The organism is bacterium, assembly GCA_026708015.1.
Classification (GTDB): Bacteria; Actinomycetota; Acidimicrobiia; order Acidimicrobiales; family Bin134; genus Poriferisocius.
Genome location: JAPOVT010000025.1, coordinates 1 through 24,138, shown reverse-complemented (window position 1 = coordinate 24,138; position 24,138 = coordinate 1). Strand labels below are relative to the sequence as shown.

Sequence of the window (24,138 nt, the reverse complement as noted above, 5' to 3'; positions counted from 1 at the left end):
GACCCCCAGAGAGACCTCCGCGCTCACGTCGCCGCCAACGGGTCGCGCCCGGGATTGAGCCGACCGCGGGGATCGAATTCCGCTTTCAGTCGCCCGTGGAGAGCCACAACAGCCGGATCAGGGCTAGGAAACGGTAAAGGCTCGTGTACATAGGCCGACCCGGTGCCGAACTGCACCAAATAGCTGCCGGAGAGTCTCCCGGCTTCCAAGGCCGCCGTGGGCACCCGATGGGCCGGCAGACTTGGGGGGCCGTCGGTCGGGTTGCAACCCAGCGACCGCGCCAGTTCGGCCTCAGACTCCACGTCCGGCTCATGGCCCTCGAGATGAACCCACGACGTCTGGCCGTCCCACAGGATGGACGAGGGCCAATACAGCTCCCGGCGAAGCACTGCGGGGTCGCAAGGACCCGACAGCCATTGCTGCACAGCCGGCCGAGGCCAGGTGCGCAGGATCACCTCGCCCACCAGCCCCAACGTGCCCAGCGATCCCACGAGCAGCCGGCAAAGGTCGAACCCCGACACGTTCTTCACTGTCGGGCCGCCGACTTTGACCAGCCGGCCGTCTTCGGCCACATAGACCGCCTTTAGCAAGACATCGCGGAGTCTCCCCCGGCCTAGGGCATGAATGTCGTCACGGCCCACGGCCAGCACGCCGCCCACAGTGGCCCCTGGCACCATCGGCAGGTTGGCTCGCTGTCCGGCCTCGGCCAGAACTGCGTCCATCTCTTCTACCAGAGTCCCGGCCCCTACTCGAATGGTCATGTCGGCGGGATCAAAGGAGCGCACCCCACTTGGGGCCCGCACGAGGCGAGTTTCGTCCGGGCAGGGTCCGCCGACCTCCCAGTGAGTGCGCCCCCCTACCACGGCCACCGGACCAGCTGATCCCACCTCGGCGGCAAATGACTCCAGCGCCGCTCCGGTCTCCTCGTTGGGCACCTATCCCCAAACTCCTTCGGGGACCTTGTCGAGCGCGTTCACATCGGCGCAGCTTGCCCCGGTGGGCAGCACCTTGCCGGGATTGGCCATCTCATCGGGATCGAACGCCCGCCGCAGTCGGGCCTGGGCGTCCAAATCGGCCTCGCTGAACATCAAAGGCATGAAATCGCGCTTTTCCATGCCGATGCCGTGCTCGCCCGACAGCACCCCACCCACGGCCAGCGAGGCCTCGATGATGGCTGCCCCCGCGGCATGAACCCGGGGCATTATCCCTGGCTCGCGGCGGTCGAACAGCAACATTGGATGCAGGTTGCCGTCACCGGCGTGGAATACGTTCATCACTTGCAACTCGTGCTCTTCAACAATCTCGTACACCTGTTTCATCACCTCGGCCAAGCGGGTCCGGGGAACCACCGTGTCATGCAGGTAGTAGTTGGGCTTGATCCGGGCAATGGCGCCGAACGCGCTTTTTCGACCCTTCCACAAGAGCGCCCGCTCGTTGTCATCGGCTGCCCGGCGGACACTCCCGCCCAACCCCACGGCCAGTTCCGCTACGCGGTCGGCTTCGGCTGCCACCCCACCGGGCAGGCCGTCCACTTCAACGATGACCACCGCGGCCGCGTCGGTGGGAAACCCCGCCCCCACGAACTCCTCCACTGCCCTGATGATGTTGTTGTCCATCATTTCTATGGCGGCAGGCACAATCCCATCGGCAATAACCGCGCTCACAGTCTGCGCCGCGGAGTCCACAGAGTCGAAGGCCAGCAGCAAGGTTTGCACCGCCGGCGGATCGGGGGTCAGGCGCACAGCTATGGCAGTGGTTATGCCCATCATCCCCTCCGACCCCACATATGTCCCCCGGAGGTCCAAGCCAGGGGCCCATCCTTCAGATTCGCCCAACACCACGGCTTCACCTGACGTAAGCACAACCTCCACCGCAAGCACGTGAGCACTGGTTACCCCATGGGCCAAGCAGTGAGGTCCTCCGGCGTTGGTGCCCACGTTGCCCCCCAGAGAGCACACCTGTTGGCTGGAGGGATCGGGAGCGAAATGCAATCCATATGGCGCGGTGGCCCGGCTGAGATCCAGATTGATCATACCCGGCTGCACCCAGGCCACCCGCCGGTCGGCGTCCACCGACAACAGGCGGTTCATTTTGGTGGTGACCACAACCAATGGCTCTTCCAGGGGTACCGCTCCCCCGGCCAACCCGGTGCCCGCTCCTCGGGGAACAACGGCCCGGTTGTGGCGCCGAGCAGCGTCCACACAACCCTGCACCTCCTCGGTGCTGACCGGGAAGCACACCGGCCCGGCCCGGCCTCCCTCGAAGATCGAGGCATCCCGGCCCATAAGCGACCGCTCCAGCGAAGCTGACCTAATCCGGTCGGTAGGCAGCACTCGTCGAAGATCTCGTACCAAGGGGTCATCCGTGGTGGTCCGCCAAATCCTCATCGGCCAGTAGGATACCGCCAGTGAGTCGAACAGAATGCAAGCGCTCCAAGCTCTGTTAGGAGGCAGGATCGCCCGGTCGGGGGTGGAGCTGCTGGCCTCCTTCCGACCACGACAGGCCTTTCCCGCTGTGATGGTGCTGTCCATCATCACCGGTGCCCTGGTAGGACTACTGGTAGCCGGGTTCGAACAGCTCACTGTCGAGGTGCTGTTGAAGCGCCTCCTGGACGGTCCCTTGTGGTGGCAGGCGGCCGCCCCGGCCGTGGGGCTGGCTGCCGCATTCGCCATTCTGCGCTACTTCGGCCGAGGGGCCACGCCGTCAACCTCCGACGAATACGTTCGGGCCTTCCATGAGCGCTATCCCCGGCTGCCCCTGTCCCAGCTCCCAGCCAAGCTGATGGCAGGTGTGGCCACCATCGGCCTCGGCGGCTCGATGGGACTGGAGGGCCCCTCGGTGTACGCCGGTGCGACTGTCGGGCACAGCACCCAGGGACTCTTCGGCCGGTGGCTGCGCCGGGAGGAGACCAAGATGTTGCTTACTGCGGGGGCGGCCGCCGGCATCGCTGCGGTGTTCAAGACCCCGGCCACCGGTGTCATCTTCGCCCTGGAGGCCCCCTACCGCGACGACGTTGCCCGCCGGGCGCTACTGCCCGCTCTAATGGCTTCGGCATCGGGGTACTTGGTGTACGTCGCCGTGCTGGGAACCGACCCGGTCATCGATCTGGGCAGCCACGACGGCGGTCTCAGCATCATCCACCTGGGCGGGGGGGCGCTGCTCGGCTTGGTGGCCGGTCTAGGAGGCCGAGGGTTCGCATGGTTGGTTCGCCAGGCCAAAGGTCTGGAGCAGCAATTCCCCATCGGGGTCAGGATCCTGTTTGGCGGGGCGGTGCTGGCCGGACTTGTGGTGGCCACTGAGGCGGTCTTCGACCAGCCGTTGAGCCTGGGGCCAGGAGTGGAGGCCACCGAATGGCTTCAAGACGGCGATCACACGCTTTTGCTGATCGGGTGCCTGTTGGCCTTCCGAGTCGTCGCCACCCTTACAACCGTGGGCGCCGGGGGCACCGGCGGGCTGTTCATACCTCTGGCCGTCCAAGGGGTGATCGTGGGCAGCTTCGTGGGCCAGGCTCTGGGAACAGCCGACATTGGGCTTTACCGCACGTTGGGACTGGCCGCCTTCCTGGGTGCCGGTTACCGAGCCCCCATCACCGCGGTGATGTTCGTGGCCGAGAGTACAGGAACCTCCGCGTTCGTGGTTCCTGCGCTCATCGCCGCCGCCGTTTCGCAGCTTGTGGCCGGATCCAGCTCGGTGGCCTCCTATCAGCTGGACAAAAGAGAGGGCCTAGTAGAGCGCCGGCTGGCCCTACCCCTTACCTCCGCGCTCACCACCGACACCCTCACCGTGCCCCCCGACGCCACGGTCAGCGAGCTGGTGTACATCCACCTTCTCGGTCGACGCGAGCGGGAAGTCCCGGTGGTCGACGGAGGGGTCTACATTGGTATGTGCGGACTGGAGCAAATGAGCGACTTGGAGCGCGACGCATGGAGCGACACGCTGGTGGCCACCATTTCCCGACGCGACCTGCCCACGGCTCGGCCGTCGTGGACGTTGCGTGACGCGGTAGCCCAGATGGATACCAACGACACCGACCAACTCCCGGTGACCGACGACGACGGCACCTTCATCGGGGTGGTGCGCGCCGACGACATTCTTCGGCTGGATGAGATCCTGGATGAGACCGAGGGAATTTAGTCAGACAGCCTCAGTTGGGAAATAGCTCATCGACGCTGTCATCAGTTGGGGTGTCTCGGTACTCGCACCAAGGCTTGGCCCCCACTTTGACGAGTCGGCATTCCTCTCCGGGGATGGCTCCACACTCCACGCATGGATCCTCGTTCTCTTCGAACATGACGTCGAAGTCGTCGCTTGTGTGCTTCAGCGCACGAGCCTCTTCGTAACGACGGTGGCGTCCCTTTTTCATGGGCGGCTCCGCAATATCAAGCCAGCAGCCATCAGCGCTGGCAGCAGGGGGAACTCCGCCCCCTAATGTCTCATAGAGGCCAGTCTAACCACTCTGTTCTGGCATATGGCACACCGCCGATTTCATGATGGTCCCCGCACGGACGAGTCTTCAGGCATCAAGCACTTTGTGCCGGGCATCTTCGGCGCTCACCAAAGGCCGATCGGTTGACCATGGGAAATTGATCCACTGATCGGTTCGCCTCCATACATAGTCGCACTTCACCAGGGAATGCGACTTTTCATAGAGCACCGCCGAGCGCACATCGCCAACCCGCTCCACACAGAAGTCGTAGACCATTTTGAGGGTGTGGCCGGTGTCGGCGACATCGTCGGCGATAAGGATCTTGGAATTGCGATGATCCACCAGGTCGACGGCGGGGGGCAGCATCACTGGAACGGGGAGACGCTCATCCACCCCGGTGTAGTACTCGCAATTCATCACATAGATGTTCTTGATCGACAGCGCATAGCCCAGTGATCCCGCGCAGAACAGGCCTCCCCGGGCAATGGCCAGAATCATCTCCGGTCGATAACCGTCGTCTGCCACCATCGCCGCCAATTCCCGCACAGCCCGGCCATAGGAATCCCAATCGAGCCATTCTCGTTCAGTCGCCTCGCTCATGTGCTTCCTTTCGGTGGATCAGCGGAAATCGGTCGCCCTGATCGCTCTTCAAGGGTGAGCTTGCCCTGGTCGTCGAAGGCTACCGCTGCGGTTCCCTCCAATAGCTGTTGGACCGGCGCGGCAATTATGTCTGCCCGCCATCCCTTCAGGGCGCGGCAGTCGGGATCGCCCCTCAACAGTGCCTCTATGTCGCCGCGGGTCGCAACCAGTGCTGGATCGAGATCAGCTTCGATGGCATGCTGAGCAGCCCACAATGTGATGAGGCTGACCGCTGGCTTCAGCGCAGGATCCAACGTCGGAGGTTTGCCAGCCGGCTCCACCGCCAAATCGGCTCCACTGATCTCCTTGAGAAACGCCAGCAGCTCCTTGTCGGCACCCTTGCGGAGATTGCGGGACTCCACTCCCCTGATCTCCCGCAATTGGTCAAGGGTTTTCGGCATGCGTTGAGCCACAACAGCCACTCCGAGATCGGACAGCACATGGCGTACGGGCCGGTTCTGTCGGGCGGCATATTCCTCCCGCCATCCAGCCACCGCTTGGGCCAGTGCCCGCGGCCGACCCTCCATGCGGCGCACCTCCTTGATTCGGAGCCAAGCGGCTTCCGGAGACCGGCCGGAGCCGGCCCGCTCCAACAAAAGCGCGCACTCTTCCTCGGCCCATTGGAGGCGTCCCCGGGCGTGCATCTCCTTTTGCAGTATGTCGCTGATCTCCAGCAGGCGCTCCACATCGGCCGCGGCGTAGGCCAGCATATGATCGGGCAGCGGCCGTTGAAACCAGTCAGACAGACGAGCTTCTTTGGCCAACTCCACCCCCAGCAGCCGCTTGTGCAGCGTGGCCAGCGACGGCGAGCTGTACCCGATGAACCCGGCCCCGATCTGCGTGTCAAAGATTTTTCTAGGCCGTGTCCCGCATTCGTAGTAGAGCACTTCCAAGTCCTGCTCGGCGGCGTGTAGTACTGCGATGCCGTTGCCCTCCAACAGACGGGCCAGCGGGGTGACGGGCACCGCCAAGGGGTCGATAACGGCAAGCTGGTCGTGCCAGGCGATCTGGACGAGCGCCAATCGGGGATAGTAGGTGCGCTCTCGGTGGAACTCGGTGTCGATGGCGTAGGCATCGGCAGTCGCGGCGTCGGCCACCACCTCCGACAGCTTGCGCCGTGTGGTAACCGGCTCGGGAAGGCTGGCCTTGCGACTCAATCGACAGGGGACCCGGAGTCGTAGGGATAGCCGGCCTCCACCCATCTATTGGTGCCGCCGGCCACATTGGTGCATGCCCAGCCGCGGGCAGTCAGATACTCCGCAGCCTTGAGGCTGCGCCCGCCCAAGGCGCAGATCATGTACAAGTGTTCGCCGGGCAGTTCTGAGATGCGCTCGGGGATGGTGTCCAGAGGAATGAGCACCGCGCCGGGCACACGAGCTTCGGCGTACTCGTCGGGCTCCCGTACGTCGATAAGCACAACGTCCGCTGACAGCAGCTCGGCAAGCTCTGCGATGCCGATCTCGGGGATTTCCACCCCGTTGAGGTTAGTGGGCCAATCACAGGTCTTCGGGACTGTCGACATCTGCCACTGCCGAAGGAGACGCGGGAACGTCGACAACGGCCACTTCATCCAGAAGCGAGGCCACCGCGCGCTGGCCCGACTCGAACAAGCGCTCGGCCAGCGTCCCCGAACGGGTTTCGATGGCCAGGGGCAGATAGTGACGGCGGCGGTCAGTGAATACCGCCGCCGATGAAGCAGGGCTGGGAGGAGCCTCTCGGACGGCTTTCACTAGCACCGCCACATCCTCAGCGCTGATGGCCGGAAGATCGCAGGGCAAGATCACGGTCACAGGATGGCGAGCCAAGCCCAACGCGGTGGCCACTGCCCCCAACGGGCCCTCTCCGGGCCAGCGGTCAGCCAGATGCTGAGCACCGGTGGCAGCCGCGGCCTTCGCCAGCCTCGGATCAGTCCCCCCGACGATGAGATGTTGCGAAGCGCCGACCAGTGCCTTCAGCGCCCTGATTATCAGCCATTGGCCCTCCACCTCGATGAAGGCCTTGTCGGTGCCCATGCGCTGACTCATCCCCCCAGCCAGCACTACACCCGTGAACCCTCCCTCGATGTTTAGCCCCCGTAGTTCATGCGGGTGTCCTCCATGCGCAGAACAGGGGTGTCCTCGTCATGCTGGAAGCCGCAGTCAACCACTTCGCCGATGAACAGGGTGTGTGCCCCGGTGACCACCGAGTGGCGGACTTCGCAGTCGAGATAGGCGGGCGCGCAGTCCAGAATGGGCGCGCCGGTGACACCGTCATGGAAGGCGAAGCCATTGAGGGTCATAGCCGCCAAATCAACCTCGACCGGCTTGGTGAACTTGCGCACAATGGCCCGGTCCTCCCGGGCGACCGTGCACAGGCTGAACACCCCGCCCTCAGAGATGAGTCCGTGGGTGTAGGCAGGCTGCTCGACTCCGATGCCCACCAGCTTCGGCTCGAAAGCCAGCTGGGTGGCCCAGTTGAGCGTCATGCCGTTGCGCCGTTCTCCCGCCCGCGACCCAACCACGTATAACCCATAGGGCAGGCTCCACAAGACCCGTCTGCGCAGCCGGTCGTAGGAGTCTTGGGCCTCGGGGTCGTCCCCTACACGATCCGGGAACGGGCCAATAGGTCCGGTTCCGCCCGGAGCTGCCATCTCACTCTCTCCAATCCGTAGCGGGCCAGGACGGATCGAGCTGGTGCAGAAAGTGCAGGCAGCGCTCCTCTTCATCCCTCTCTCCGATGGCTGCTGCGGTGGCCTGCAATCCGGCAAGGGCTCGTAGAAAGCCCCGGTTCACCTCGTGAGTCCAACGTACGTAGCCCGAACCCCGCCACCCGTTTTGGCGCAACCGGTCCAATCCTCGGTGATACCCCACTCGGAAGGCGGCATAGGCCTCGGCATGGTCGCGGGCCAGCAGCCCCAGTCGGGCCCAGCCATCGAGAAATCGGGGAAATTGAGACACCACTTCAGCTACCGCGGCCCGCCTTCGATCCTGAGGTTGGCCCATAGCCTGGGCCAATGCGGCCACTGCTTGGGGCGGCTCCGGGTCCAAGATCGTCTCGGGAGGACCCGATCGGGTCAGATTCACCGGCGCATCAGTCATGGGCGCAATCCTTCTATGGTCAGCGGACGCGCACCAAGCGCAGCACATCGGTGGCTTCGGCCATGCCAGCCACCACCGCAACCACATCGCCGGGTACAACATTCCCCGACTCCTTGGCCAGGCTCAAGGCCTCTCTGACCCGGGCTTCGTAAGTGCCCGATTCAAGAGCCAGCATCGGAGTGACTCCCCAGCTCAACGTCAGTTGCTGAACGGTGCGCTCCGATGTGCTGAATCCCAAAATGGCAGTTTGGGGCCGGAAGCGAGCCATGGAGCGCACCGTGAATCCCGATGCCGATATGCAAACAATGGCGGCCAGATTCAGCTCGTTGGCCGTGGTCGCCGCGGCCCCGGTCATGGCGTCGGTCACCGAAGTGGGGGCGTCGACGTCGGTCATGCGCAATCGCCGGATGTTCTCCCCCCAGCGGACGTAGTCGAATTCGTCATCAGCCCGTTCGGCGATTCGGGCCATGGTGGCCACCGTGGCCGCGGGGTGGGCGCCAATGGCGGTTTCAGCCGACAGCATGACCGCACTGGTGCCGTCGAACACCGCATTGGCCACATCCGACACCTCCGCCCGGGTCGGCGTTGATGCCTGGACCATGGAGTCCAGCATCTGGGTGGCGGTTATCACCGGCAAGCCACCAGCTATGCAGTCTCGGATAATCCGCTTTTGGAGGTGAGGGGTCTCTTCCAAAAGGCATTCAGTGCCCAGATCGCCGCGGGCCACCATGATTCCCGCCGAGGCATCGATGATGTCTTCCAAGTTGCGGATAGCTGCCTGGGTCTCGATCTTGGCGATCACCAGCGGTCCAATGGGGTGGGGCTCCACGTTCACCCGGCGAATGTCGTCGCCCGACCGAACAAACGAGATGGCCACCATGTCCACCGACTCGGCTACAAACGCCTCCAAGCCTTGGAGGTCTTCGGGCGTCGGCGTGGACATGCTGAGTCGGTCAGAGGGTATGCGGAACCCAGGACGACCATGGATCACATCGCCGTGGAGAATGATCCCGGTGGCCTTGTCGGTCCCAACATCGATAATCTGCAACAGCACCTGACCGTCTCCCAGCGCAACCTGGTCGCCGGCCGCGATGTCGTGGAGGAGGTTCTCATAGTCAACCTCAACCACCTCGGCGGTGCTCTTGGCATCGCCCACCCTGATCTCCACCTCGGTGTCCACTCGCAACTGCACACCGTTTTGGCCAAAGCTGGCCGTGCGCACTTTCGGGCCGGGCAAGTCCACCAACACCCCCACGCGCCGGCCAGCCTCCTGGGCAACCTGGCGCACAAGACGCATCCGACCGAGAGCCTCGTCCAGCGTTCCGTGAGCCAGCCCAATGCGAGCCACGTCCATACCCGCGTCTACCAAGGTCCGCAGTGCCTCGGGTGATTCCGATGCCGGGCCTATGGTGGCGATGATCTTGGTACGGCGGGGCACGGTCTTTAACGCTACCGCCCAACTCGGCTGATCTAGCGGTCTACCTGGCCCCGAGTTGCCGATTAATTCATGCGGGCTCGGGCCAGCGTGGCCAGCCGCCGAAGCTGCTCCTCGTCATCGTCTTCGGCAACTTGGGCCAGCTCATCGAATCGGCGGGCTGCTTCGTCGAATCGACCCCGCTCCATGTTGATCATCCCCAATTGCTTCGCCTCGCCAGCCGGCACAGTTGGGCACATCGTCCTCAGTTCCAACACCCACTCCAGGTTGGCGTAGTCCTTGTTCTGGGCGTAGATGGCCCGGAGATTACCCAGCATCCGCTCCATAATCGACGAGTGGTCCACCGGAGCCAAGTACGCGAGGTTGAAGCCCTTATCCCCTCCGGCGATCTGGTGGAACAGCTCCTCGCAGCCCTGGGCGTCGAGTACCGCGCCTCCAGCGAATACGTCGATGAACGCGTCGGGTTCATCGCGGTCCCTGATCAGGAAGTGACCGGGTAGGCCGATACCCTCGAACTGGTAGCCACTTTGCCTGCCGATGGCGATGACGAGCACGGCCAGGCTGATCGGGATTCCGGTGCGCCGGCGCATGACCTCGTTCAGAAATGAGTTTCGGGGGTCGTAGTAGTCCACCCGGTTGCCGTGAAAGCCCAACTCGCCGAAAAGGGAGTGCAGCATTTGATCTCGGCTCGAGCCGTCACATCGCTCGGCTAGCTCGCCCAACTGGGCGACTTCGGCTTCGAAGTCCATGTCGGGACAACCGTGGGCCGCTATGCACAAGGCGCCCTCATGCAGCGCGAACTCCTCGTCTTGAAGCAGCTGGCCGAATTTCGCCGCGGGATCCCAAGCCACGAACGCAATCTACCTTGGCCGCTAACCTTTCGGCGGTGTCTCGTTGGCCGTTCTTGGATCACGACGGCCCGATCCCCATCGCCCATCGGGGCGGAGCCTTGGAGGGGCCGGAAAACACCATGGCCGCGTTTGCCGCCGCCATTGACCTCGGCTTCCGATACGTGGAGACCGATGTGCATGCCACTCGAGACGGCGTGCTGGTGGCGTTCCACGATGAAGGACTGAAGCGGCTCAGTGGACGCCCGGAGGCCATTGCCGACCTCGCCTGGCGAGATCTTGAAACGGTGCGGGTCGGCGGTGGACACGCCATCCCCCGCTTCGAGGACCTCTTGGAAGCCTGGCCCGATCTCCGCATCGCGGTCGATCCCAAACATGACCAGGCCACTGTTCCGCTCATCGGCGCTCTTCAGCGGTTTGATGCCATCGACCGTGTCTGCGTCGGATCATTCTCTGGGCGCCGCCTGGCCACCGCCCGCCAGCTTGGCGGACCTCAGTTGTGTACCGGACTCAGCCCGAAGGAAGTCGGACAGCTTCAGGCCGCCTCAGCCGGCCTGCCGGTAAGGATCAAAGCCGGCGCGTGTGCCCAGGTTCCCCCGACGGTCAAAGGTGTTCCGTTGGTCCACCAGCGGTTCGTCGCCGCAGCCCATGCACAAGGACTGGCGGTGCACGTTTGGACCGTTGACGACGCCGAAGAAATGCAGCGGCTCCTCGATATCGGGGTGGACGGCATCATGACCGACCGGCCTACTGTCCTTCGCGAGGCGCTGATCGAACGCGGCATGTGGAGGTGAGTGCCCATTTAAGGCCCAAAATCGAGTTCTGCCCTGTGGTTAAATCGGTGGTTCTTGGGGATTTCTACTCACAGCAGTGGAAAACCCTGTGGATTTAATATTTTGGCTTGACCTGGGTTTTTTGCGCGCTATGGTATGCCCACCTACCAGAGACAAGCGGAGGTAGCTGACCGAGCAGTAGTCCGCAAGGGCGAGGGTTCGACAGAGTTCCGCAGGGTCACTGGAACGGGCCGAGGAAGTCGGTGGCACCACCGAAAGCCGAGGGCCGGGAAAGAGACCAGGTGCCGTGAGGATCTGGGGGGTAGGGACCGGGGAACCGGAGGGCGCAAGCCAACCGGGGAACCGAGACCGAACGGGATGGCCCCGAGAAGTCGACCGGTTTCGGCCGGGAGGTTACTCGGGGCCTCCTGCTTTTCTCCGGCGCTTCGCTATTTGCTCCCCACCCATTACTAGTCTGAGCGCCGTGAGCGGACCCGCGGTTGCATTGCTGCACGGGCTGGCCGGCTCGGCCCGGAGGACCTGGGGGGACAACGCCTGGTTCGACCTTCTGGCCGATGCGGACCGAGAGGTCATTCGGATTGACCTGATGGGTCATGGGAGCGCCCCCAAACCCCACCATCCCAAGGGTTACGCCGAATTCGAACAGCACGTGATCGACCACTTCCCTGACGAACCCATCGACGCCATCGGGTTCTCACTGGGGGCCTACACCCTGTTGTCCATCGCCTCCAAGGCCCCGGAGCGATTCCACCGGCTCGTGGTGTCCGGGGTGGGCAAGAACCTGTTCGAACGGGATGAGGGCCAAAGCCGCATGATCCTTCACGCCGTGACTGGCGAGCCCGATCCCGAGAACCCCGAAGCGCTCCACTTCTCCACCCTGGCCGACGATCCCGAGGCCGACCGAGAAGCACTCGCTGCCCTTCTAGCCAGCCGCACCGCCTTCGACACCGGTTGCCTGGCCGATGTCGCCGTGCCCACCCTCGTTGTGGTGGGCGACAAGGACTTTGCCTACCCCGCCGACCAGTTGGTCGACGCCCTCCCCGACGCCGGCCTGGTCGTCCTTCGGGGCGTCGACCACTTCGCCACCCCCAAGTCCTTCGACTTCATCGACGCCGCGCTCGACTTCCTCGACGCCCGACCGTTCTAGCCCGAAAGGCGAGCCAGTTCAGCGGAGTTGCTGTGCGGTCGGAACCAGGGGGACGGGTAGAAGGGTGTCGCCGCTGAGATATTCGTCAACTGCGGCGGCGCAGGCCCGACCCTCGGCGATGGCCCACACGATGAGGCTCTGACCCCTGCCGATGTCTCCGGCCACAAACACGCCAGGCACCGAGCTCATCCACTTCTCGTCTCGGGCCACGTTGCCCCGGTCGGTGATCTCCACCCCCAACTCCTCGAGCAAACCGCCGGTCTCGGGTCCTGTGAAGCCGAGGGCCAACAGCACCAGGTCGGCCTTGAACTCACGCTCCGTGCCTTCGACCGGGTTGAAGGTCATCCGCCCGCCCTCGAACGACTGCTCCACATCAATGGTGCGCAAAGCCTCCACTTTGCCGCCCGACCCGGTGAACTCCACGGTGTTGATGGCATAGACCTGGGTGCCCCCCTCCTCATGGGCCGACGACGACCGGTACATGAGCGGCCATGTGGGCCACGGCGTGGACTGGTCCCGCTCGTCGGGGGGGCGGGGCAGAATCTCGAACTGGTGGATGGAGGCAGCCCCGTGGCGGTGGGCGGTTCCCAGGCAGTCGGCGCCGGTATCACCCCCGCCGATGATGATCACATGCTTTCCAGCGGCTGAGAACGGGTGCTCTTCCAGATCGCCCTCCTGCACCCGGTTGGACGGCGGCAAGTACTCCATGGCCTGATAGATGCCTTCAAGCTCTCGACCGGGAATGGGGAGATCCCGCCATTGGGTGGCCCCGCCGGCCAGCACCACGGCGTCGTGTTGCTCGGTCAGCTCAGCCGCGCTGATGTCAACGCCTACGTTCACCCCTGCCTTGAATACCGTCCCCTCAGCTTCCATCTGGTCCAGCCGGCGGTCGAGGTGGCGCTTCTCCATCTTGAATTCGGGGATGCCATAGCGCAACAGCCCGCCAATGCGGTCGGCCCGCTCGTACACCGCCACATCGTGGCCCGCCCGAGTGAGCTGCTGGGCCGCAGCCAGACCGGCCGGCCCCGACCCCACCACCGCCACCGAGCGACCGGTGCGATCGTCGCACACCACCGGGGTGATCCATCCCTCTTCCCAAGCCCGATCCACAATCTCCACCTCGACCTGCTTGATGGTCACCGGGTCCTCGTTGATGCCCAGCACGCAGGCCGCCTCGCACGGGGCCGGACACAGCCGTCCGGTGAACTCGGGAAAGTTGTTGGTGGCGTGCAGCCGCTCGATGGCCTCTCGCCAGTTGTCTTGATAAACGAGGTCGTTCCAGTCGGGGATCAGGTTGCCCAGCGGGCAGCCGTTGTTGCAGAACGGAATCCCGCAGTCCATGCAGCGTGACGCCTGGGTGCGTACCGACTCGGCATCGAAATCCCGGTAGACCTCGTTCCAGTCCTTGATCCGCACCGGCACCGCCCGGCGCACCGGCAGTTCGCGGCCGTGCTTGAGGAACCCCCGAACATCACCCATGGGCAGCGGCCTTCAGGAGCAGAAACGGCACCTGTTCACGATGGGCTTCCTGCCTAGCCCTACCCATGAGAGGCCGCCATGATGGCTGCTTGCGCATCGGTGCCGGTCCGCTCGGCTTCGGCCAACGCCCCCAGCACCCGCTTGTAGTCCTTGGGCATCACCTTCACAAACCGGTCGGCCTCAGTGGACCAGTTGGCCAGGATCCGCTCGGCCACCGTGGAGTCGGTATTCACCATGTGATGGCTGATGCGGTCTCGAAGCCACTCCTGGTCTCCGTCGTCGGGCGACTCCAGGTCCACCATCTCCAAGTTCACCTTGGTGGGGAACACGCCGTCGGGGTCATACACATAGGCAATTCCGCCCGACATACCGGCACCGAAGTTCCGCCCGGTGGGACCAAGCACCACTGCCCGTCCACCGGTCATGTACTCGCAGCCGTGGTCGCCCACTCCCTCCACTACCGCGACGGCCCCGGAGTTGCGGACGCAGAACCGCTCCCCCACCAGCCCCCGCAGGAAGATGTCGCCGCTGGTGGCGCCGTAGCCGATCACGTTGCCCGCGATCACGTTCTGCTCAGCAACGAACCGGGCCTGCGGGTAGGTGGTGACAATGATTCGCCCGCCCGACAGGCCCTTGCCCACATAGTCGTTGGCGTCGCCGGTCAGCTTCATGGTGATGCCCCGCGGTAGGAACGCCCCGAAGCTGTTGCCGGCCGACCCAGAGAAATTGATGTGAATGGTGTCGTCGGGCAGGCCCTCGGCACCCCACTTGGACGTCACCTGATGGCCGAGCATGGTGCCCACCGTGCGGTTCACGTTGCCGATGGGGAGCTCAATCTCCACCGGTAGGCCGTCTTCCAAGGCGGACTCGGCCATCAAGATGAGCTGCTGGTCGAGTGCCCGGTCCAGTCCGTGATCTTGGGGTTGCGTGCAGTGCCGGTCGTCGCCAGGATCAATATCAGGGGCGTACAGGATGGGCGACAGATCGAGGCCGGATGCCTTCCAGTGGTCCACTGCGTCGCTCACGTCCAGGCACTCCACGCGGCCGATGGCCTCGGCCAAAGTGCGGAAACCGAGCATGGCCAGCATTTCGCGGACCTCTTCGGCGATGTACTCCATGAAGTTGATGACGAATTCGGGCTCACCGGTGAACTTCTTGCGCAGTTCGGGATCCTGGGTGGCCACCCCCACCGGGCAGGTGTCCAAGTGGCAGACCCGCATCATCACGCATCCCATGACCACCAGCGGAGCGGTGGCGAACCCGAACTCCTCGGCCCCCAACAAGGTGGCGATCATCACATCCCGGCCTGTCTTGAGTTGGCCGTCGGTCTGCACCACTATCCGATCCCTCAGCCGGTTCAAGAGCAGGGTCTGCTGGGTCTCGGCCAGACCCAGTTCCCAAGGGGTGCCGGCGTGCTTGATGGAGGTAAGCGGCGAAGCACCGGTGCCGCCGTCGTGGCCCGAGATGAGCACCACATCGGCGTGAGCTTTGGACACCCCGGCAGCCACCGTGCCCACGCCCAGCTCCGACACCAGCTTCACGTGGATGCGAGCTTCGGGGTTGGCGTTCTTCAGGTCGTGGATGAGCTGGGCCAGATCCTCAATGGAGTAGATGTCGTGGTGGGGCGGCGGGGAGATCAGTCCCACTCCGGGCGTGGAATAGCGAACCTCGGCTATCCACGGCCACACCTTGTGGCCGGGAAGCTGACCGCCCTCGCCCGGCTTGGCGCCCTGGGCCATCTTGATCTGGATGTCGTCGCTGTTGACCAGGTACTCGCTCGTCACCCCGAACCGCCCCGATGCGGCCTGCTTGATGGCCGAGCGGCGCAGATCGCCGTTGGGATCGGGCACATAGCGGGCGGGATCCTCGCCTCCCTCGCCGGTGTTCGACTTGCCGCCGATCCGGTTCATGGCGATGGCCAGGGTCTCGTGAGCCTCGGCCGAGATCGATCCATACGACATGGCCCCAGTGGAGAACCGGGTAACGATGCTGGAGATCGGCTCCACCTCCTCGATGGGAATCGGTTCTCGCAACCCGGCGCGGAACCGGAACAATCCCCGGAGGGTGGCCAAGCGCTCTGACTGGGCGTCGACCTTCTCGGTGTACTGCTTGAAGATGTCGTAGCGCTTCTCTCGGGTGGCGTGCTGGAGCTTGAACACCGTTTCGGGATTGAACAGGTGATATTCCCCCTCGCGGCGCCACTGGTACTCCCCTCCCCCCTCGAGGGTTCGGTGGGCCCGCTCATCGGGGTTCTCCGGATAGGCGATGCGATGGCGAAGCCGTACTTCCTCGGCAAGCTGTGGGAATCCGATACCGCCCAGGCGGCTGACCGTGCCGGTGAAGCACTCCTGGATGATGGGGTGTCCCAAGCCGATGGCCTCAAATATCTGGGCCCCCACATACGACTTCACCGTGGAGATCCCCATCTTGGACATGACCTTCAGCACTCCCTTGTCGCAGGCCTTGATGTAGTTGCGATGGGCCTGATCCCTGTCATCGTCGGGTGAGAAGCCGCAGAGGTTCTCGTCGATCATCTGGTCGATGGTCTCGAACGCCAGATAGGGGTTGATCGCGGTAGCCCCGTAAGCCAGCAACAGGCAGATGTGATGCACCTCCCGGGCGTCTCCGGTCTCCACCACCAAGCCCACTCGGGTACGGGTCTTCTCTCGAATGAGGTGGTGATGCACAGCCGCAGTGGCCAGCAGCGAGGGGATCGGCGCCGAGTCGGAGTCGGCACCCCGGTCCGACAGCACGATGATGTTCTTGCCCGCCTTGATGGCCCGGCTGGCCTGTTCTCGAATGCGCTGGATGGCGATGCGCAGCCCCGGCCCACCGTCGTCCACCGCATACAGACACGGAACCACCTCGGTGGACCAATGGTCGTGGCCTCCGGGTCCGTCAACTTCCACTATGTTGGCCAACTGCTGGTCGGTGATAACTGGGTGGGGGGTGAAGATCTGACAGCATGAATCGGGCCGGGGATCGAGCAGATTGCCCTCGGGGCCGAGCCAACCGCAGGTGGCCGTGATGATCTCCTCCCGAATGGCGTCCAAGGGCGGATTGGTCACCTGAGCGAAGAGCTGCTGGAAGTAGTCGTACAGCAGCCGGGACCGATTGGAAAGAACGGCCACCGGGGTGTCGGTGCCCATCGACCCCAGGGCCTCTTTGCCGTCTCGGGCCATCGGAGCCAAGAGAACCTTGAGCTCTTCATGGGTGTAGCCGAACATTTGCTGGCGAATCAGCAGCGGAGTCTCGTCCGGCTCGGGCAAGGGCCGATCGACCAGGTCATCGAGATCCACCTGATTGTCAGCCAACCACTGCTCGTAGGGATGGGCCGAGGCCAGCTTTGCCTTGATCTCGGTGTCCCGCACGATGCGGCCCTCTGAGGTGTCGATCAAGAACATGCGTCCTGGTTGTAGGCGGCCCTTCTCCACGATGGCCACCGGGTCGACGTCCATCACTCCCACCTCAGATGCCATGATCACCAGGTCGTCGTCGGTCACCCAATAGCGGGAAGGACGCAGGCCGTTGCGGTCGAGGACCGCGCCGATAAGGGTGCCGTCGCTGAATACGATGTCGGCCGGACCGTCCCACGGCTCCATCAGCGAGGCGTAGTAGCGGTAGAAGGCCCGCAGCTCCGGCGACATCGACTCATGGTTCTCCCATGGCTCGGGGATCATCATGAGCACTGCCTGGGGCAGTGAGTAGCCGCCCATGTACAGCAGTTCCAGCACCTGATCGAAGCTGGCGGTGTCGCTCACCCCCTCGGCGCACACCGGGAACAGCCGCTCCAGGTCGCCGGGCAGATGGGGCGAACTCAACAGCGCCTCTCGGGTCCGCATCCAGTTGCGGTTGCCCTGAACGGTGTTGATCTCGCCGTTGTGGGAGATGAAGCGATAGGGATGGGCCAGGGGCCAGGAGGGGAAGGTGTTGGTGGAGAACCGGGAGTGGATCATGGCCAAGGCGCTGGTCACCCGGGTGTCGCTCAAATCGGTGTAGAACTCGCCGAGCTGGGGCGTGGTGAGCATGCCCTTGTACACGATGGTTCGGTTGGACAGGCTGGCGAAGTACCCGTAGGTCAGCTTGCGGGTCTTGGAGCCCAGTGCGCCGATATCGGCCTGGTCATCGGTCTCGTAGGCGACCTCGTTGCGAATCCGGGTGCGCACGATGTAAGCCCGCCGCAGCAGCGCGTCGACGTCAAGCCCGTCTCCTTTGTAGAAGGGCTGCCAGAACGATGGCATGGTAGCCAGCGCGCCGGCCCCTAACTCTTCGGGACAAGTCGGTACCTCCCGCCATCCCAGCGGGGTCAGCCCTTCCTCCTGGGCAATGGCGTCCATGGCCTGTCGGGCATGGACGGCGGCCTCCGGAGCGTCGGGCAGAAAGCCGATGCCGGTGGCGTAATGCCCTGCCGGAGGCAGATCGAAGTCGCACACTTGGCGGTAGAAGTCATCGGGCACCTGGATCAACAGCCCGGCCCCGTCGCCGGTGTTCACCTCTGCGCCCAGGGCTCCCCGATGCTGGAGGTTGCACAGCGCCCCGTAGCCCACCGATACGATCTCGTGGCGCGGTCGGCCCTTCAGATCCACCAAGAACCCGACCCCGCAGCCATCGTGTTCGTTGCGGGGGTCGTAGAGGCCCTGGGGATGTGGCAGCTGCGGCCAGTTCCTCATTGCGTCCTTTCCAGCGGGTTTGCGGCGTGTTTGGAGTGCGCGCCGAGACGACATTGGCCAGCGGCAGGGGTGCAATTTTACCGCCGCAGTTCAGTCTCCTACCAAGTCTGTTCTGCTCGGGAGACTCCCAAGAGGCATGATTACGGGGTGGAATCGCCTGTTGATGATGGGGCTGGAGTGGCTGAAGTAAGCGAAGACCGCGGCATTCGAAGCCTGCTCGACTTTATCGACGCCTGTCCGACGCCGTTCCATGTGGTCGACCGGGCCGCCGCCGTCCTGCGGTCTTCCGGATTTATCGAAATGAACGAAGCTGAGGAATGGGCCGATGCCACCGGCAGCCGCTTCGTGTGCCGGGGCGGCAGCCTGGTGGCCTGGCGGCACCGGTCCCACGAACAGGGGTTTCGCATCATCGGCGCCCACACCGACAGCCCCAACCTGCGGGTAGCCCCCCAGCCCGACACCGGCCACACCGGTTACCGCCAACTCGGAGTGGAGGTGTACGGGGGTGTGCTGCTCAACAGCTGGCTTGACCGCGACCTCGGGGTGGCCGGCAGGGTGGCCACATCCTCAGGCACCCGGCTGTTCCGAATTGACCGACCGGTGCTGCGGGTACCGCAACTGGCCATTCACCTCGACCGTGAAGTCAATCAAGACGGGCTCCGACTCAACCCCCAGACTCATTTGACGCCGGTGTGGGGGTTGGGGGTGCCAACCCTCGGCGAGTTCGCTCAAATGGCCGCTGAAGCAGCCGGACTCAATGCCGATGAGGTTCTGGCCTGGGATGCCATGCTCCACGACCTCACACCCTCGACCATTGCCGGCATCGACGAAGAGTTCATCCATGCCCCCCGCATCGACAACCAAGTGTCGTGCTGGGCCGGGCTTCAGGCCCTGATCGACGCTCCGGCTGACTCGCCTCCCAGTGTGGTGCTGTGCCTGTTCGATCACGAGGAGGTGGGCAGCACCTCGGCCCAAGGAGCTGCGTCCACGCTGCTGCCTACCGTGCTGGAGCGGATCGCGGGCAGCCGCGATGCCCTGCATCCCGCATTGGCCCGTTCTCTGTGCGTGTCGGCCGACGGAGCCCACGCCACCCACCCCAACTATCCCGAACGCCACGAGCCCGACCACCACATCGCCATGGGTGACGGGCCGGTGGTCAAGCGCAATGCCAACCAGCGCTACGCCACTGACGCGGTGGGCGAGGCCGCGTTCGCCGCTGCCTGCGAGAAGGCTGGGGTGGGCCACCAAATCTATGCTCACCGCGGCGACATGCCGTGCGGCAGCACCATTGGTCCGTTCGCTGCTGCGGCAACCGGTGTCACCACCGTCGATGTCGGCGTGGCCCAGCTCTCTATGCACTCTGCCCGTGAGATGTGCGGCGCCCAGGATCCCCTCGACTTCGCGCTGGCCCTCAGCGCGTTTCTCAGCGTCGCAAATTGACTCGGGCCAGCCGACGGGTTCGCTCGTAGGCCGACACCGCCACCAAGAAGATGGCAAAGAACTCCAAGCGACCGATGAGCATAAGCGCCATCAGCACTCCTCGGGCTGGCCGACTGAACACCAAATAGTTGGAGGTGGGCCCGGCGTCGCCTAGAGCAGGTCCCATGTTGCTCAACGCGCTGATGGCTCCAGACGAGGAAGTGATCAGGTCTTCACCCAGCGCGGCCAGCACAAAGGTGGCCACCAGCGCCGACAGCGCGTAGAGGGCCACCAGCCCTGCCACCCGCTGAAGCACCGGTTCGGACACCGCCATTTGACCCAGCTTCACCCGGGCTACCACCTGAGGGTGCTTAACCCGCAATAGCCCTACCCGCATGTACTTCGCCATCACCTGGGCTCTCAGTACCTTCAGCCCGCCGGCAGTGCTCCCCGTCATGCCCCCCATGACCATCAGCGGCAACAGCAGGGCCTGCGCGCCCGGAGTCCAAGCGGCGAAATCACCTCCCGGATTGGCGTTGGATGCATTGGAGAATCCACCGCTAGTGCTCAGGGTGATGGCACCAAAGAACCCGTTGCGAATGCTGTTGGGCAAATCGGACAGGTCGTCCGCCCAATTCAACAGTGACATAACCACCGCCGCCGCCACGACCGCTACGAAATATGTGCGGAACTCTGACGACCGCCCATAGGCCCGGGGATTGCCTGACATGGCCCGCCAGTGGAGGGTGAAGCTCACCCCGCCCACCAGCATCCCGGCCATCATTACCGCCTCCACTGCCGTGCTGTCGAAGTGTCCAATGGAATGGTCGTAGGGTGAGAAGCCGCCGGTGCCGGCGGTGGTGAAGGCATGGGCCACTGCGTCATACAGGCTGAGGCCGGCGATCATCAGGGCAGCCGCTATCGCCACGGTGATGCCGCCGTAGAGCGCCCACAGCCGCCGAGCGGTGGAACTCACGCGAGGCGCCAGTCGGTCGGAGGTAGGCCCAGGAGCCTCCACAGTGATGAGGCTCAGCCCGCCGACGCCGAGGAACGGCAGAATGGTCACCGCCAGCACCACCATGCCCATGCCGCCGTACCACTGCATGATCTGGCGCCACATGAGTACACCCCGGCCCGTCCCCTCGATAGGGCTGAGCACAGTGGAGCCGGTGGCGGTCATGCCGGACACCGCCTCGAACAGCGCGTTGTCGAAGCTTCCCAACGCGCCCGAGAACCACAGCGGTAGTGCTCCGAAAAGCGAGCAGCCGATCCACGTCCATGCCACTGCGGCAAACACGGACGCGGGTGGCAAGTCCTCATCCAGCCGGGTGAACGTCACCAACAGAACCCCCGCGGCCAACGCGATCAACGCCCCCAAGCCCAAGGCCACCTCGTGGCTCGACGTCGACGACCCCCACTCCACCAAGGTGGCAAAGAGCATCCCCGGCACCAGGAACAACAGGCCCAGCCCGACCACGAACCCCACTCTGCTGGTCACATTCCAGGGCCGGTCTGCCACCAGTTGGAGGATCGCCCCTTTGGCCACCGCCCTCGCCTGTCGGGCCGCCGACAACACCGCGGTCATGGTCCCAGCCTCATCGCCGCAGCCTCATCCGCTGAATCTCGCCTATACCCCAGCCGACCACCACTACCACCGGATAGATCGACAGCCGGCCCAAGAACATCAAGGCAATCAACATCCCCCGGGCCGGGGCTGCCATCACCTTGGCGTCGGCGAAGCCCGAGAGATCGCCCAAGCCAGGTCCGGCTGTGGCCAGGGCAGAGATCGACCCCGACACCGCGGTGGGCAGATCTCCTCCCAGCGAAGCTATGCCGAACACTCCGAAAGCGATGGCCAACACCCACAGGATCTGGAAGTTGTGGACCCGGGTGAGCGATGCCTCCGAAGCCACCGCCCCCGATACCCTCACTGGGACCACCGCCCGGGGATGGAGTTGCATCACCAGTTCCCGCCGTACGATGCCAAAGATCTCGATTACCCGGAGCAGCCGGAATCCTCCCCCGGCCGAGCCCGCCATTGAGCCCATCCCAATGAGCACCAGCAGCAGGATCTGGGGGGCGGCCACCCAATGGCCCCAATCAGCAGCTCGGAAGCCGGTGGTGCTGATCGATGAGGTGACAGCGAAAAACGACTCTCGAATGGTGTCCGCACCCCCGCCGGTATCGGTCCACGTCCAAGCCGTCACTAGCACCGTCGCCCCGAGGATCAGACAGGCGTAGAACTTCAGCTCCGTCGATCGCCACAGAGCCAGGACCTGCCCCCGCACCATCCACACCAGCGCGGCCACCGATACACCGGCCAGCGCCATAGCCCCGGCGCCAACCCACTCGATTGCCGCCGAGTCGAAGTGGGCGAATGAGTCTCGGTAGTTGGCGAATCCGCCGGTGGAGGCCGTGGTGAGACTGAAGGTGGCAGCATCGAAGGCTCCCATACCAGCTGCGGTGTAGGCCGCAAACACCAGCACCGTGAAGCCCACATAGGCTGAGACCACTCGTTGCGTGTTGTGTGACCATGTCCTCGCCAGCACCGCCTTGCGGCCCCGGCCCTCGGCCACCTCGCTCAACCGCCGCTGGCCCCCGAAGGCGGGCACCACAACCAGGGCGAACGCTAAACCTCCCAATCCTCCCAGCCACTGGGTCAATGCCCGCCATACGAGCAGCCAGGCAGGCAGTTCCTCGGGGTCCACCACGGTGAGCGAGGTGGTGGTGAAACCGGCCATCGACTCGAAGATGGCGTCGTCGACCCGGTCGATTTCTCCAGAAGCCAGGTAGACGACGGTTGAGATCACCACCAATGAGGCTGCCGTGGCCACCACGGTGGTCAGTACTCTGACCGCGGAGCGGTGCCAGGGAAAGCGAACCCGAGATGGGTCGCTCATCGACGGATCACCCGAAGAAGCGCTTCACTTCGTCAATGGTGTCGGGACGGGCAAAGACCACAATGTGGTCTCTGCTGCGAAGCTGGCTGCGGCCCCGGCCGATCTGTGGTTTTCCGTCACGCACGTAGGCACCTAGGAGCACATCTTTGGGCAGGCCCAACTTGTTCACCACTGCACCATCGGCCGCCGACCCCGACTTGATCTCGGCCTCGATGATCTCGAAATCGCCCGACAAGTAGGTAGCCACCTGGGCCACCTCACCCCGCACATAGCGGAGCACGCCGTTGGCGCTGGCCGTGCGGGGCGACAACGCCACATCGATTCCCACATCCCGCAGCAGCGTGCGCAGTGCCAGGTTGTGGAGTACGGCGATGGTTTCGTCCGCTCCCATCGACTTGGCGTACAGGCAGGCCAGAATATTGGCATCGTCCTTGCCGGTGAGGGCGATCACCGCGTCGAACTTGCCGATGTCCTCGGATTCCAACAGCTCGGCGTCGGTGATGTCGCCGTGGATCACCAGCACTGCGTCGAGCTCCTCGCTCAACTGTTGGGCCCGCTCCAGGTTCCGCTCAATGAGCACCACCTCGGCATGGCGCTCGCTCAGTCGCCGGGCCACGATCTCGGCTGTCCGGCCTCCGCCCAGCAGCATCACCCGGCGGTGGGTGCCCGGCGCTAGGCCCAGAAGCGGAAGCAGCGTGTCCCTGGCCCGCCGCTTGCACACCACCCGCAGGAGGTCGCCGGGCTCCAGGGTGGTATCGGCTCGGGGAATCCGGGTTTCGCCCGCTCGGGTGATCACCGCCACCAAGAAGTCCCAATCGGGCTCGTACTCCTCAGCGATGTCAGCCAGCCGCCGGTTGGCCCAGGGAGCGTCGGGGGTGAGCTTGGCCCCCACTACGAACACCTCGCCCTCGGCCATCACCGTCACGTCAGTAGCCCCTGGATACGACAGCAAATCCATGATCTCGTGGGCGGTCTCCTCGTCGGGATCGATGATGGTGTCAGCCTTCATCGCCTCCCGCAGTTCACGGGCGTCTTTCTCCCACAAGTTGCGCGATTGAATGCGGGCGATGGTGCGTCCCACTCCGTGCTGCTTGGCCAACAAGCAGGCCACCAGATTCACCTCGTCGCTGGCGGTGACCGCCACCAATAGGTCGGCCTTGCGGATTCCCGCCTCTCGCAGAATGTGGGGGTGGGAGCCGCTTCCCTCAACCGCCAGCACATCGAGGTCTTCGGCCAAATCGTGCAGCCTCTTGGCGTCGACCTCCACCACTGCCACCGTGTTGCCCTCCTCGCTCAGAATCTGG

At 64.4% G+C, this 24,138-nt stretch carries 20 protein-coding genes; 4 read left to right on the top strand and 16 right to left on the bottom strand.

Annotated features, from left to right (window positions below):
- Positions 1-23 precede the first annotated feature (23 nt).
- Together OXG30_05585 and OXG30_05580 are read right to left on the bottom strand one after the other, a co-directional pair.
- Positions 24-935: an FAD-binding protein gene (locus OXG30_05585; protein MCY4134368.1), complete on the bottom strand. Its 912-nt coding sequence runs from the start codon at positions 933-935 to the stop codon at positions 24-26.
- Positions 936-2,387 (bottom strand): FAD-binding protein, encoded by a 1,452-nt coding sequence (locus OXG30_05580; GenBank protein ID MCY4134367.1) that lies wholly within the window; start codon positions 2,385-2,387, stop codon positions 936-938. It abuts the gene before it with no gap.
- Between the two features lie 34 nt (positions 2,388-2,421).
- Here OXG30_05580 and OXG30_05575 point away from each other — a divergent pair, with 34 nt between their 5' ends.
- On the top strand, positions 2,422-4,134 hold the full coding sequence (locus OXG30_05575; protein MCY4134366.1) for a chloride channel protein: 1,713 nt from the start codon (positions 2,422-2,424) through the stop codon (positions 4,132-4,134).
- A 10-nt stretch (positions 4,135-4,144) separates the two neighbouring features.
- Here OXG30_05575 and OXG30_05570 read toward each other — a convergent pair whose 3' ends face one another.
- The 9 genes from OXG30_05570 to OXG30_05530 form a co-directional block, all read right to left on the bottom strand.
- Positions 4,145-4,363: a hypothetical protein gene (locus OXG30_05570; protein ID MCY4134365.1), complete on the bottom strand. Its 219-nt coding sequence runs from the start codon at positions 4,361-4,363 to the stop codon at positions 4,145-4,147.
- Between the two features lie 150 nt (positions 4,364-4,513).
- Positions 4,514-5,026 carry a phosphoribosyltransferase gene (locus OXG30_05565; GenBank protein ID MCY4134364.1) on the bottom strand — a complete coding sequence of 171 codons (513 nt, stop codon included), beginning with the start codon at positions 5,024-5,026 and terminating at the stop codon, positions 4,514-4,516.
- Entirely contained in the window at positions 5,023-6,222 is a 1,200-nt protein-coding gene (locus tag OXG30_05560) for an HRDC domain-containing protein (protein ID MCY4134363.1), read from the bottom strand. Before OXG30_05560 ends, OXG30_05565 begins: the two co-directional genes overlap by 4 nt.
- Entirely contained in the window at positions 6,219-6,533 is a 315-nt protein-coding gene (locus tag OXG30_05555; GenBank protein ID MCY4134362.1) for a rhodanese-like domain-containing protein, read from the bottom strand. Before OXG30_05555 ends, OXG30_05560 begins: the two co-directional genes overlap by 4 nt.
- Before the next feature lie 28 nt (positions 6,534-6,561).
- Positions 6,562-7,104 carry a molybdenum cofactor guanylyltransferase gene (locus OXG30_05550; GenBank protein MCY4134361.1) on the bottom strand — a complete coding sequence of 181 codons (543 nt, stop codon included), beginning with the start codon at positions 7,102-7,104 and terminating at the stop codon, positions 6,562-6,564.
- 26 nt (positions 7,105-7,130) lie between these two features.
- Positions 7,131-7,694, bottom strand: a complete 564-nt coding sequence (locus OXG30_05545; protein MCY4134360.1) for a flavin reductase family protein — start codon at positions 7,692-7,694, stop codon at positions 7,131-7,133.
- A 1-nt stretch (position 7,695) separates the two neighbouring features.
- The gene (locus tag OXG30_05540) at positions 7,696-8,142 is read right to left on the bottom strand and encodes a DUF3151 family protein (protein MCY4134359.1); all 447 of its coding nucleotides are present in this window, start codon (positions 8,140-8,142) and stop codon (positions 7,696-7,698) included.
- Positions 8,143-8,161: 19 nt separating this feature from the next.
- Positions 8,162-9,580 carry a pyruvate kinase gene (gene pyk, locus OXG30_05535; GenBank protein MCY4134358.1) on the bottom strand — a complete coding sequence of 473 codons (1,419 nt, stop codon included), beginning with the start codon at positions 9,578-9,580 and terminating at the stop codon, positions 8,162-8,164.
- A 62-nt stretch (positions 9,581-9,642) separates the two neighbouring features.
- Positions 9,643-10,428, bottom strand: coding sequence for a transglutaminase-like domain-containing protein (locus OXG30_05530; GenBank protein ID MCY4134357.1), 786 nt, complete (start codon positions 10,426-10,428; stop codon positions 9,643-9,645).
- Positions 10,429-10,463: 35 nt separating this feature from the next.
- On the opposite strand from OXG30_05530, the gene OXG30_05525 reads away from it, so the two are divergent.
- A complete protein-coding gene (locus OXG30_05525; protein MCY4134356.1) occupies positions 10,464-11,219 on the top strand; it encodes a glycerophosphodiester phosphodiesterase in 756 nt (251 codons plus the stop codon).
- Between the two features lie 463 nt (positions 11,220-11,682).
- A complete protein-coding gene (locus tag OXG30_05520; GenBank protein MCY4134355.1) occupies positions 11,683-12,366 on the top strand; it encodes an alpha/beta hydrolase in 684 nt (227 codons plus the stop codon).
- Between the two features lie 18 nt (positions 12,367-12,384).
- On the opposite strand, the gene OXG30_05515 is transcribed toward OXG30_05520, so the two are convergent.
- Positions 12,385-13,845 carry a glutamate synthase subunit beta gene (locus OXG30_05515; protein ID MCY4134354.1) on the bottom strand — a complete coding sequence of 487 codons (1,461 nt, stop codon included), beginning with the start codon at positions 13,843-13,845 and terminating at the stop codon, positions 12,385-12,387.
- A 59-nt stretch (positions 13,846-13,904) separates the two neighbouring features.
- Positions 13,905-18,497 (bottom strand): glutamate synthase large subunit, encoded by a 4,593-nt coding sequence (gene gltB, locus OXG30_05510; protein MCY4134353.1) that lies wholly within the window; start codon positions 18,495-18,497, stop codon positions 13,905-13,907.
- Positions 18,498-18,719: 222 nt separating this feature from the next.
- Between gltB and OXG30_05505 the strand changes: the two genes are divergently transcribed.
- Entirely contained in the window at positions 18,720-19,955 is a 1,236-nt protein-coding gene (locus OXG30_05505; protein MCY4134352.1) for a M18 family aminopeptidase, read from the top strand.
- On the opposite strand, the gene OXG30_05500 is transcribed toward OXG30_05505, so the two are convergent.
- The 3 genes from OXG30_05500 to trkA all read right to left on the bottom strand — a co-directional run.
- Positions 19,939-21,519: a TrkH family potassium uptake protein gene (locus OXG30_05500; protein MCY4134351.1), complete on the bottom strand. Its 1,581-nt coding sequence runs from the start codon at positions 21,517-21,519 to the stop codon at positions 19,939-19,941. The two genes, OXG30_05505 and OXG30_05500, sit on opposite strands and share 17 nt — an antisense overlap.
- Positions 21,520-21,529: 10 nt before the next feature.
- Complete coding sequence (locus OXG30_05495; GenBank protein ID MCY4134350.1) at positions 21,530-22,834, bottom strand: hypothetical protein; 1,305 nt, start codon at positions 22,832-22,834, stop codon at positions 21,530-21,532.
- A 7-nt stretch (positions 22,835-22,841) separates the two neighbouring features.
- Positions 22,842-24,138, bottom strand: a 1,297-nt coding sequence (gene trkA / locus OXG30_05490) for a Trk system potassium transporter TrkA (GenBank protein MCY4134349.1), incomplete at its 5' end; no start/stop codon positions are given.

Bases quoted from the DNA above. Each gene is read 5' to 3' on its own strand.
- OXG30_05570 (MCY4134365.1), bottom strand. From the start codon at position 4,363: ATGAAAAAGGGACGCCACCGTCGTTACGAAGAGGCTCGTGCGCTGAAG.
- OXG30_05545 (MCY4134360.1), bottom strand. From the start codon at position 7,694: ATGGCAGCTCCGGGCGGAACCGGACCTATTGGCCCGTTCCCGGATCGT.
- OXG30_05515 (MCY4134354.1), bottom strand. From the start codon at position 13,845: ATGGGTGATGTTCGGGGGTTCCTCAAGCACGGCCGCGAACTGCCGGTG.
- OXG30_05575 (MCY4134366.1), top strand. From the start codon at position 2,422: ATGCAAGCGCTCCAAGCTCTGTTAGGAGGCAGGATCGCCCGGTCGGGG.
- OXG30_05580 (MCY4134367.1), bottom strand. From the start codon at position 2,387: ATGAGGATTTGGCGGACCACCACGGATGACCCCTTGGTACGAGATCTT.
- OXG30_05565 (MCY4134364.1), bottom strand. From the start codon at position 5,026: ATGAGCGAGGCGACTGAACGAGAATGGCTCGATTGGGATTCCTATGGC.
- OXG30_05540 (MCY4134359.1), bottom strand. From the start codon at position 8,142: ATGACTGATGCGCCGGTGAATCTGACCCGATCGGGTCCTCCCGAGACG.
- OXG30_05500 (MCY4134351.1), bottom strand. From the start codon at position 21,519: ATGACCGCGGTGTTGTCGGCGGCCCGACAGGCGAGGGCGGTGGCCAAA.
- OXG30_05495 (MCY4134350.1), bottom strand. From the start codon at position 22,834: ATGAGCGACCCATCTCGGGTTCGCTTTCCCTGGCACCGCTCCGCGGTC.